General features: G+C 44.7%; 8 protein-coding genes. 3 read left to right on the top strand and 5 right to left on the bottom strand.

Annotated elements, in window-relative coordinates:
* Positions 1-96: 96 nt before the first annotated feature.
* The 5 genes from L870_RS0111770 to L870_RS18640 all read right to left on the bottom strand — a co-directional run bounded on the left by L870_RS0111770 (position 97) and on the right by L870_RS18640 (position 5,876).
* The gene (locus tag L870_RS0111770; RefSeq protein WP_037272061.1) at positions 97-1,173 is read right to left on the bottom strand and encodes a TraB/GumN family protein; all 1,077 of its coding nucleotides are present in this window, start codon (positions 1,171-1,173) and stop codon (positions 97-99) included.
* 27 nt (positions 1,174-1,200) lie between these two features.
* Entirely contained in the window at positions 1,201-1,869 is a 669-nt protein-coding gene (locus L870_RS17520) for a FadR/GntR family transcriptional regulator (RefSeq protein ID WP_051411538.1), read from the bottom strand.
* 238 nt (positions 1,870-2,107) lie between these two features.
* Positions 2,108-3,073 (bottom strand): PPK2 family polyphosphate kinase, encoded by a 966-nt coding sequence (locus L870_RS17515; protein ID WP_037272059.1) that lies wholly within the window; start codon positions 3,071-3,073, stop codon positions 2,108-2,110.
* Between the two features lie 48 nt (positions 3,074-3,121).
* Positions 3,122-4,102 (bottom strand): DUF4003 family protein, encoded by a 981-nt coding sequence (locus tag L870_RS0111755; RefSeq protein WP_028518310.1) that lies wholly within the window; start codon positions 4,100-4,102, stop codon positions 3,122-3,124.
* A gap of 343 nt (positions 4,103-4,445) precedes the next feature.
* Positions 4,446-5,876: a glycoside hydrolase family 16 protein gene (locus L870_RS18640; protein ID WP_051411537.1), complete on the bottom strand. Its 1,431-nt coding sequence runs from the start codon at positions 5,874-5,876 to the stop codon at positions 4,446-4,448.
* Between the two features lie 283 nt (positions 5,877-6,159).
* On the opposite strand from L870_RS18640, the gene L870_RS0111745 reads away from it, so the two are divergent.
* The 3 genes from L870_RS0111745 (at position 6,160) to L870_RS18635 (ending at position 10,590) form a co-directional block, all read left to right on the top strand.
* Positions 6,160-6,834: an META domain-containing protein gene (locus tag L870_RS0111745; RefSeq protein WP_028518309.1), complete on the top strand. Its 675-nt coding sequence runs from the start codon at positions 6,160-6,162 to the stop codon at positions 6,832-6,834.
* A 62-nt stretch (positions 6,835-6,896) separates the two neighbouring features.
* On the top strand, positions 6,897-7,697 hold the full coding sequence (locus L870_RS0111740; protein ID WP_028518308.1) for a TrmH family RNA methyltransferase: 801 nt from the start codon (positions 6,897-6,899) through the stop codon (positions 7,695-7,697).
* Between the two features lie 145 nt (positions 7,698-7,842).
* Positions 7,843-10,590 (top strand): DUF6055 domain-containing protein, encoded by a 2,748-nt coding sequence (locus L870_RS18635; RefSeq protein ID WP_051411536.1) that lies wholly within the window; start codon positions 7,843-7,845, stop codon positions 10,588-10,590.
* Positions 10,591-10,620: the final 30 nt, after the last annotated feature.

Here is a 10,620-nt window from a genome sequence, read left to right as displayed (position 1 = left end):
TGGTTTTTTTGTATATTTTTGTATTACATAAGATATGCTTTTGCTGACAAAAAATAAAGACCAAGGACTTGCAAAGTTCCTCAGTCTTTTTCTGCATCATGCAGCTACTCTTTCAACTGTGTAGCCTTTTTCCCTCAGGATATCGTCAACGCCTTTTTCGCCCGCAAAATGTGCGCCGCCTACCATAAAGAAGTAGTTATCGCCGTTTTTCAGATACTCCTCAGCCTTCTCAGCCATGCCCGCATTTCTGTCATAGAGCATAGTATTCATATATTCTTCCATATCATCTTCCAGCTCGGCAGGAACGTCTTCCTCTTCTTCCTCTTCATCGAGCTTGTCAATATCTCCCGATGCCCATGCGTCGTACATTTCGGCAAAGCTCTTCGTATACTCTGACATATCCTCTGCCTTGTCAATGGTTTCCGAGATCATATAGTCCGAAAGCTCATCTGAAAGCGCTGTAATAGCCTTTGCCTGAACGTCGATGGTTTCGATGCTAACGACCTTTTTTCCGTCCTCATTTGCCATAGTGATGAACCTTGAATCCACACCGTCCTGCACAAGATTATCTATGTTGAGAATACTTACGGTTTCCACCTGTGATGCCCAGAAGCCTGCCATATATGCCTCCATCATAGAATTGTACATTCCCTTTGCGGAAAGGTAATTCTTCATTTTCTCATAAGTCTCTTCCGAGATATGATCCTTGACCGTAGTGCCGTCGGTATACAGCATCTTGCCGTAGAAATCCTGAAGCTGCGACATATCACTCATTATACTGTTTATATCCAGCTCTACAGCGACACCGTCACAGTTTTTGTAAACGTCCATGATATAATCGGGAAGAGGGAAAGTATCCTCAGTTATGATATGCATAGTCCCCATCATATAAAGCTCATTTCCCGTAGCAGGATCTGTTACCTTCCACATAGCAGGAGTTGCGTCTGTTACCGAGATATAATCGTTTATATCCGTATTCTCGTCATTGTCAGCCTCTGTTGCCTGCTCCGCTGCTTCGGTCGTCTCTTCACTTACTGTAGTATTTTCTTCCGTCTGTGCAGCAGTCGTAGTCTCATTCTTATCCGAACTGTCGTTACTTTTCTTTGTGCATGAAAACGAGCCGACAGCGCATAATAACGCAGCTGCGGCTGCGATAATACGATTAAATTTCATTAAAAACATTTTTCCTTTCGCTTTTTATCAAAAGCCATTATCAATAAGGTCATAATGCGAATCAATAGCCTTCAGGCAGAATTCGGTATCACCTGTGATGATGCCCTGCACCATTTTCTCATGACATTCCTGAAGTCTGATATGCATACCCTGATCAGCAGTTACCAGAAAATCATCTATCCACCTCATATACACCTCTGATACAGCATTCATAAAGGTTATCCAGAAGCTGTTTTCAGTAGCATAAATAAGAGAATAGTGAAAATCTCTGTCAGCAATGGAATTCTCGCTTGTGCCCTCAGACTCCTTGAGTCTGTTAAGAGCTGCAACGATATTCAGCTTGTGCTCGTTGCTGCAGCCTCTTCCGATAAGGTAACTGCAAACAGTTTTTTCCATGCTTCTTCTGAAAGAACATATCTCTTCCTTTGAAGTTCTGTTCATAAGCAGCATTACGTCCATAGCCTTAGCGATAGACTCTGAGATATTATCCGTAAGATAATTTCCCGAGCCCTGCTTTCCGTTAACAATCCCAAGTATTTCAAGACCTCTGAGTGCCTCTCTGACAGTGTTTCTGCTGATCCCAAGCTTTTCTGAAATACTCCGTTCAGTTGGCAGCTTGTCCCCTACCTGCAGCATTCCGCCTCTGATAAGGTCAAGTATATAGTCGATCGTCTTGCGGTATTCACTGTTCCCCATAGCTCCTCCTTATATAAAATAAATAATAAAGGTATATAAAAATTATAGCACATCTTTTCAAGCAAGTCAACAGCATATCTTAAATATTTTCCGATACCCCTAATATCGGCACATTCACAGCAAAAGCCTATATGCATCATACCGGGGGAGTTTTCCCTGAAAAGCTCCTGCCGAGCCACAGCATATATACTTTTGATATATCCAAGAAGCCCCTGCGTTAACGGCAGGGGCGCAATTATCATTTCTTGCTCTTTTTCTTTGCCTTTTTATCAAGCTTTTCAGGCTTCTTATCACTTTTTTCCGACTTTTTGCCTGCCTTGCTGCCTTCATACTCAGCCATAGCCTCCGTGAGCACTTTCCTGCACTCGGGAAGCTTTTCCTTTTCTTCGTCAGGAAGCTCGGGATATTCAGGCTTGCAGGCATTCAGAGCGTCAAGGAGTATCTCCGTTACGAGATATCTTGTATACCATCTCTGATCGCCGGGAAGAACGTACCACGGCGACTCCTTGGTCGAAGTCTTATTTATAACATCGTTGAAGCATTTGAGATATGTGTCGTATTTATCCCTTACTTTAAGGTCATCGGCACGGAATTTCCAGTTTTTCTCGGGCAGCTCGATACGCTCGAGAAGCTGTGCGGTCTGCTCCTCCTTGGAAACATGAAGGAATATCTTCACAACGCGGTAGCTGTTCTCATAGAGATACTTCTCGAAGTTATTCACCTGCTCATATCTCTTCTCAAAGAATTCCTTCTTAGAGTCATCGAGTATCCTGTCCGACATATGATAGCCTTTCCATATATCCTCAGCCTGTACCGTAACAAGATCCTCGTAATGACTTCTGTTGAATATGGCTATCTCACCTCTGCGCGGTATATTCTGATGAATTCTCCAGAGATAGTCGTGAGCCAGCTCATCGGAAGTAGGAGCTTTGTAGTAATGCACCTTCACGCCCTGCGGATTGATACCGCTGAAGACATTCTTTATAGTAGAATCCTTTCCCGAAGCGTCCAGTGCCTGTATAACAACGATCAGACCCTCTCTTGCATCAGCGTAGAACTTATCCTGAAGAGCGGCAAGCTCAAGCTTGTTTTCCTCATACTTTTTTATGATCTCTTCCTTGTCAACATTGTCCTCTTTGCTGTTTGTGGGTAGCTTGCGTATATCCGTCTTTTTGCCTCCGATGATATACTTATCCGCCTTCATTTTAAAAACCTCCGTTCATTTATGGGATAACTGCATTATTTGTTTGTATCATATTTCGGGCACCACAGGAGCAACAGTCATCATGCTGTACACCATAAAGGAATACAGTGCTGCCTGACCTGCCGCCATCAGTACACGTTTCTTTAGTTCATCATTTATATTGGCATTTCCTGCGTAAGCAGATGTAAGGAGCATGAAGGCATGGCATACAGGCTCATCACCGTCAAATCCCGAAAGATCGAATACAGCCTTGTGCTGAGCCAGAAAGGCTTCAACATCGCTGACATCACATATTATCTCGCCGCTGTCGAAATCAGCTATTGACATAGCTGCCAGCATTGCAAGCTCATAGCGCTTTCCGTATTTTTTTCCCTTTTTGAGCATATTATCGTAAAGCTCCTTGAACTTTGCGCACTTGTCCTCGGGCTTTTCGTCGGACATAGCCAGAACATGGGATACCGACTGCATACTGTTCTTGGCATCGCTGTGCTTGAGGAGCTGATAGCTTGCTTCCATATCCTCGATGAGAGCGTCATCGGACTTCTCTGAAAATGCCAGCATAACAGCAAAAGCAATATTCTCCTTTGTGGTAAGGATACGGTGCTCTCTTTTCATTCTGTCGTATATCTGCCTTCCGCGCTTGATATACTCCTCTGCCTTATCAACAGGGACTATCTTCGTAAACAGCATTGACAGCAGAGCCAGATGCTCGGAATTGGTGAAGTATTTCCGCATTATCTCATAGCATTCAAGATACTGATTCATCTCACCTCTCGGGTCTCCGCTGACAGACAAAAGTGAAGCTATAAGCGGACGCACGGTACTGCGGAAGCTGGAAAGCATTTTAGGATTTTCCTTGATAAGTGCCAGACTGGATTTGAATTTTGCGAGGTCAAATTCCGCATCTGCCGCACAGAAAACACTTGCACAGACAGGATACAGTATATCACGCTCAAGAGGGCACAGATCGGTAAAAAGTCCCAGATTGAGCAGATACTTGTCGCAGAGTTTCTTCAGAAGCTCCTTCATGACGCACCTCCCTAACATTTTTATCTCAAAAATAATATATCAGAATATCATAAAAGTGTCAAACCACTTTTTGCGCTGATTTTACAAAACGAAACTGAACCATGTCATTTTTTGCCGTTAAAGCCAAATAGCCAAAAATGGCTTTTCATCAGCATTTTATCCTTATCATTTTGTCCATTATAAAACTTATTGGTATTTATATAAAAATATTATACCACATTTCCCAAACAATTTCAACCAAAAATTTATAAAAAAACATTTTTTTTCGTATAAAAGCTACGATGAGCGAAAAAGCTGCACCGCTAAACTGCGATACAGCATTTTTCACACAATAAATATAATATCAGCCTTTATCCCATGAAATATCCGAAATAGTTACCGTATGTGCTCCAAGTGCGGCAGCGTCATCGATATTTCCAAGCTGGAACTTGATATCAGCCTTCATATCGCTCGGGAAGACAACATCGAAGCTGTAGTGCTTCTTTTCGGGAGTTAGCGTCAGTTTTTCGTTGAGATAACGGGTATATGCGCTGTCCTCAGCCGTCAGCACCATGCTGCGCTGAGCAGTTGAGCTTATATCAAAACTGATCGTATACTTTTCACCCGCCCTGACAGACTTTCCTCTGAGCAGTCCCATAACAGCGTATTCCAAAGCGCCTGCATTTTTGATATCGACCACGGTACAGCCCTCTTTGTTGGCAACAGAAGCATCCGCGCCCTCGATGTAATTGTCCAGCGGCACAGAGCTCATTTCGGAAGGAGTGAAATCAGAACCCGTTTTTTCGTAAACTCTTACGTAATCTATATCGAAGTGCTTTTCGCCGTCCGCAAAGGTGTTAGGTTCGGCATAGATACCGTCGATGCCGTCAAAATGTCCGCCCACGGCGAAATTCAGGATAATATAGAAATTCTGATCAAAGGGCGCAGGGTAGCTGAAGCCCTCGGAATACCAGTCGTTCTGGGTACTGTACAGATTATCGTCAACATACCAGCGTATCTCGCCGCGCTCCCACTCAATACTATAAGTATGCCAGTTCTGAGTGCCGTCGCCCTCAGGGAAGTTATAATTGTTGGTAAGATAGGTATTATTCGGCCATGCACCGCCAAAATGGATAGTTCCGCATATTTTTTCGGGAGTACTTCCCCAGCCCTCCATGATATCTATTTCACCAGATGCAGCCCAGCCGCCGTAAGCGCTGTCCTCAGGCAGCATCCAGATAGCAGGCCACAGGGACTTTCCCGAATCGCATCTTGCTCTGACCTCTATTTTTCCACCGCAGGCGGAGAACTTATGGGCGGTATTGATACGTGAAGACGTGTAATCATATGCTCCCTGCACTTCATCGGCAAGGCGCTCTTTTTTTGCGGCAATAGTCAGGATACCGTCTTTAACGGTGGCATTCTTGTCAGTATAGAACTCCTGCTCGTTGTTGCCCCAGCCGTTTGTCACATAGTTGCCGTTGTCGTCCAGCTTCCAGTTACCCAGCTCATAGGACCACTTGTCCATATCCAGCGAATCTCCGCTGAATTCATCGCTCCATATGAGTTTATAGCCCTCCTCGGGAGCAGCTTCCGCACCGTTTCCCAGCAGGAAACCGCTGAGTTTTTTCAGTTCTGCCCCGGAAACACCGCTTTTTCTTGCACTTACCATATCAAATATATCAACAACGCTGTCACTATTATAGTCCATGACAGCAGAACTGTCAGCACAGACCGATATCGGTACAGCTGCCGCAGCTATCACCGCAGCCGCTAATGCTTTGATACACTTCATAAATACCGCCTCCTGTTTTTACAGATAGTGTTTTTACGCCATAATTCTATCATTTAAAACAAGCTGTGTCAAGCATTAAAGCCGTTTTTTATGTGCAAAAGGAACATTTTTTAAGGTAAGCACACTATTATTTAATAGCATTTCGGCGACTTTTCAGCATTTTACTTGAAATAAAAAAAGCGCCATGCTATAATGTACATTGATATACGTCCAAAACAAGCTTATATTCCGCTCATTTACATAGAACGGTAAAGATATAAGATAATACTACGGAGGATATTTTATGAAAAAAACAATTTCATCTATCGCAGTCTGCTCACTCGCACTTTGCGTTCTTGCTTCATGCGGAAAAGCCAAAAGCGACAGCGACAGTTCAAAGAAGTCAAAGAAAACTGCTGATATAACAGGTAAATGGTCTATCGACGGCCTCGACAACGAGAGCATACAGAACGGCGGCATAATCTTTGCTGACGGAAAAGGCTCTGTATATGCTGACAGCTCCAAGATCCTTCACTTTGATGAAGACGGCTTCAACGTAAGCGGAACTGTTCTTTCAAAGGATTACTATAAGGAAGACGGCAAGAAGTTCACATTAGACGTAATGGGTCAGGAAATGCTGGTAATGACAAAGCTCGACGACAAGGAAGGCTATGACGGAAAGTATTCACTTGACGGCGGACTCCTTTATGACGGCATTTTACAGGGATTGTCAAAGGAAGGCGAGGAGGAGATGCCTGAATCTGTAGACATCACACTTGAATTTGACGGCGATCACAGCGAAGTCATTTTCAATAATCTCTTCAATTACGAAACAAAAGACAACAAGATCACAATATCAGGCTATTCCGGAATGATGGACCTTTCAGGTGACGGCGGTACTGCTGAGTACAAGATCGAAGGCGACACCCTGACGCTCACAAGCTCAAAGAAAACACAGACATTCACAAGAGTAAAATAAAATATTCATCGAAAGCTGCCGCACAGGGCAGCTTTTCTTGATTTCACACAAAGGAGTCAAATATGGCAAATATTATCGAGATCTCAGACTTGTCCGCAGCCGAGCTTCTTCCCTACAGGAATACTGCCGAAAAAGAGCTTGAAGCAGCAGGAATCTTCGTGGCAGAAAGCCCGAATGTGATAAGAACTGCATTAAATTGTGGTTATACCCCGATTTCCATACTTTTGGAACGTAAATATATAAATATACAAGCTGCCGATATTATTGAACAGTGCGGAAATATTCCTGTATACACTGCACCATCGCAGCTTCTTACAGAGCTGACAGGCTTCAAAATGACTCAGGGCGTACTATGCGCCATGTGCCGCAGGGCTCTGCCCACACCTGCGAGCATACTCGCAGGTGCCGAGCGGATCGCGTTACTTGAAGATATAATGAATCAGACAAACATCGGCGCGATCTTCCGCTCGGCTGCGGCACTTGGCTTCGATGCAGTCCTGCTCACCCCATCGTGCAGTGACCCGCTTTTCCGCCGCTCCATACGCGTAAGTATGGGCACTGTATTCCAGCTGCCGTGGACTTATCTTGACAGTGAGCCTCCTTACTATATAAATACATTGAAGGAATACGGCTTCGCATCAGCTGCAATGGCACTGAGAAACGACACGGTAAGAATAGATGACCCTAAGCTCACCTCAGAAAAAAAGCTTGCGGTCATTCTTGGAACTGAAGGAAGCGGTCTGAAAACAGAAACGATAGCTGCCTGTGACTACACAATAAAGATACCCATGCAAAACGGTGTAGACTCCTTAAACGTCGCAGCAGCCAGTGCTGTTGCCTTCTGGCAGCTTAGCAAAAAGTGATAATCTTCACATTCTGGAAAAAAAATTGAAATAAATTGTACAAAAACTATTGAATTTTTCTATAACTTGTGGTATAATATGGTTGTAAGTTTATCGGAGAACGGTAAACGCCTCCCCGTTTTCCGTGAAAAAAGGAGGAATTCAAATGGTCTTTAAAAGGCTGCTGGCTGCGGCTGCTTCCTTCCTTTTGGTCGGAAGTTCGGTCAGATTCCCAAGCACCACTGTTATGGCGGCGGGAGGAGAAGACGAGTATCTGTGCCGGGATTACCACGACTTCTCAGGCGACCAGCACTACATGGACAAGTACAACACAGCAACATCCCAACATTTCCAGATAATCTGGGGCAATGACGATCAGACAGGTTTAATCAATGACACTTTCATCAAGCTCAACCTTGATCAACTTGAAAAATACCGCGAAATCTATACAACCGAGCTTGGCATGAAGGACTCCTCTGAATCCGTTTTTAACCCCGACGGAAATAAGTACAAGACCAATATCTATCTTACAAGAACGGGACTTCCCGACTTCGAGGAAGGCTGGGCATACATGAGCGCAGAACCCTTCACAGGATTCGCCTATATATTCTGTGATCCTGCTGCAATGCTTCAGGAGGACGGTACTGACTCAGCATCTCTCCCCCACGAATACGGACACGTTCTTACCTATCACTCAAAAGGCTGGACCGACCAGGCTATCACAGGTCCCTGGTGGGAAGCCGTAGCAAACTGGTTCAAGGAGCAGTATTTCGATACCCTCGAAACTCCTACCACACATTTTTTCCTTCCCTATCTCAGAAATATGAATCTAACTATTCCCCACGGAAGAATGTACTATGAGGCGTGGATATTCCTCCAGTATCTTTCTGAAAATCCTGATAATTTCGACGTTCTGGGCAAGGATTTCATCATGAAGCTTCAAACCGAAGCTTTGCCAGAAGAATACCCGTTTGATACTATCGAAAGACTTTCAGGCTGTGATATGAAAGAACTTATCGGCAGTTTTGCAAAGCACATGGCTACCCTTGATTTCAAGCAAAAAGAGCTGTATAACGAAGCCCTCAGCAAATCCCTCGAAGATCCCTTCGTATGGCAGCTTATCTACACTCAGCCCGAGCCTGCTCCCGACAAGGAAGGTTGTTATATCGTTCCTGAAGAAAAAGCGCCTATGCAGACAGGTCTGAATGTTATTCCCCTCAATATCGAAGGTAAACGTGTGTCCGTAACACTCCGCGGCATCTCCGACGCTGAAGAAGCTGACTGGCGTGCTTGTCTCGTTGCGGAAAAAGAAGACGGGACGACTCGTTATTCCACCCTTTTCTCAGAAGGTACAAAGACCATTGCCCTCGACGGCACAGAGACAGCTCTTTACCTTACTGTAGCAGCTACACCTGATACTATTATTCCCAATAACATATATGACAAAGCTGAGAACGGCGACGAATACTCATACACCCAAAGCGACTATAAACGCCGCTATCCCTACGAATTCGATATCAAGGGTGCTACACCGATGTACCGCGATATCAAGAAAAGTATCGAAGGTCATATCCACCCAAACGGCGGCGGCTTTGTTGCTGAAACTGTAGAGATAGATGACACTGTTTACGTCGGACAGGACGCAATGGTGCTCGGAAACTCTGTTATCAGAGACAATGTCGTCATAACAGATCACGCCGTAGTCAATAACGCCACCATTACCGATAACGCAAGAATAAGCGATTATGCCTGTGTTTACGGATTCTGGTGGGCTACACCAACTATCAGCGGAAACGCTAAGGTCGGCGAGAACGCCGTTGTTACCGCAGGAGCTTCTGTTTCGGGGAATGCCCGTATAATGGGCAATGCCTACCTCCTCGATGAATACTCCGTAACCGATGACGCTACCGTAAAGGGTACTGCTTATTGCTACGGAAAAGGAGTTGCCTCAGGTCAGGCTATACTCGACGGCGATTTCTACAACGAAAACTCTGTTTCACACGGCGCAGCCTTCGGCTGGCTCGAATCAGACGAATATAACGAAAAACTGCCGTATACTGACGGTCTCTATGCAGGATATGAGTTTGAACGTGAGAGCACTGTATTTGCCTACGATACATACGGTGCTACAAACGGCATACTCAGAAATGCGCCTCTCTGGCAGGAGAAACGCGCAACTGCAAACGGAGTAATAACCTTCAACGGCAAAAACCAGTACATAATCTGCGATAAGACCCTTGTGGACTACAAGAATATGGAGATATGTACTTCCATTCTCTGGAGAGGCGGAAGCGCCGACCAGCGAGTATTTGATTTTGGAAACGGTACTTCAATGTACTTTACGCCGTCAAATAAAAGCGGCAAACCCGAATTCGGTATCGGTGACTCAAAGATCACTTCAAAGACCACACTTGAAGAGGGCAAATGGTACATTGTCCGTGTTATAATCAATAATAATACTGCAAAGCTTCTTATAAACGGTGAAGTTATCGGAAGCGTAAAGCTTACGACTCTTCCCGAGCAGACATTCAGTCCTCTTACACGCTGCTATATAGCACGTGACCATTCGGGCAACTATTTCAACGGCTCTATGGATTATTTCCGCGTATATTTCCACGAAGCAGAAGAACCCGAATACTACTATACAGGCAAGGAGATAATACTTTCAGAGCCTACACTTTACGGCGACGCAAACTGCGACGGTATAGTCGACGAGAATGATGCAAGCCTTATAATGAAGGCAGTTGCATTCCCATCAAGCTACGGCGTGAACGGCAGCAATTCCGCACATATAACTGTACAGGGACTCTCAAACGCTGACGTTTATGAACCGGGCGGCGGACTTACCAATCAGGACGCTCGTTCAATAAGCAGATACATCGAAGGTGTTATCAAATCACTTCCCGAACAATAATAATAACAAACAGGCTGCAAGTACATTTGC

This window comes from Ruminococcus flavefaciens ATCC 19208 (assembly GCF_000518765.1).
GTDB classification, from domain to species: domain Bacteria; phylum Bacillota; class Clostridia; order Oscillospirales; family Ruminococcaceae; genus Ruminococcus; species Ruminococcus flavefaciens.
Note: the sequence above shows the minus strand (reverse complement) of the source record. Positions and strands in the feature narration are given on the sequence as shown.

Bases quoted from the DNA above. Each gene is read 5' to 3' on its own strand.
- L870_RS0111770 (WP_037272061.1), bottom strand. From the start codon at position 1,173: ATGAAATTTAATCGTATTATCGCAGCCGCAGCTGCGTTATTATGCGCT.
- L870_RS17520 (WP_051411538.1), bottom strand. From the start codon at position 1,869: ATGGGGAACAGTGAATACCGCAAGACGATCGACTATATACTTGACCTT.
- L870_RS17515 (WP_037272059.1), bottom strand. From the start codon at position 3,073: ATGAAGGCGGATAAGTATATCATCGGAGGCAAAAAGACGGATATACGC.
- L870_RS0111755 (WP_028518310.1), bottom strand. From the start codon at position 4,102: ATGAAGGAGCTTCTGAAGAAACTCTGCGACAAGTATCTGCTCAATCTG.
- L870_RS18640 (WP_051411537.1), bottom strand. From the start codon at position 5,876: ATGAAGTGTATCAAAGCATTAGCGGCTGCGGTGATAGCTGCGGCAGCT.
- L870_RS0111745 (WP_028518309.1), top strand. From the start codon at position 6,160: ATGAAAAAAACAATTTCATCTATCGCAGTCTGCTCACTCGCACTTTGC.
- L870_RS0111740 (WP_028518308.1), top strand. From the start codon at position 6,897: ATGGCAAATATTATCGAGATCTCAGACTTGTCCGCAGCCGAGCTTCTT.
- L870_RS18635 (WP_051411536.1), top strand. From the start codon at position 7,843: ATGGTCTTTAAAAGGCTGCTGGCTGCGGCTGCTTCCTTCCTTTTGGTC.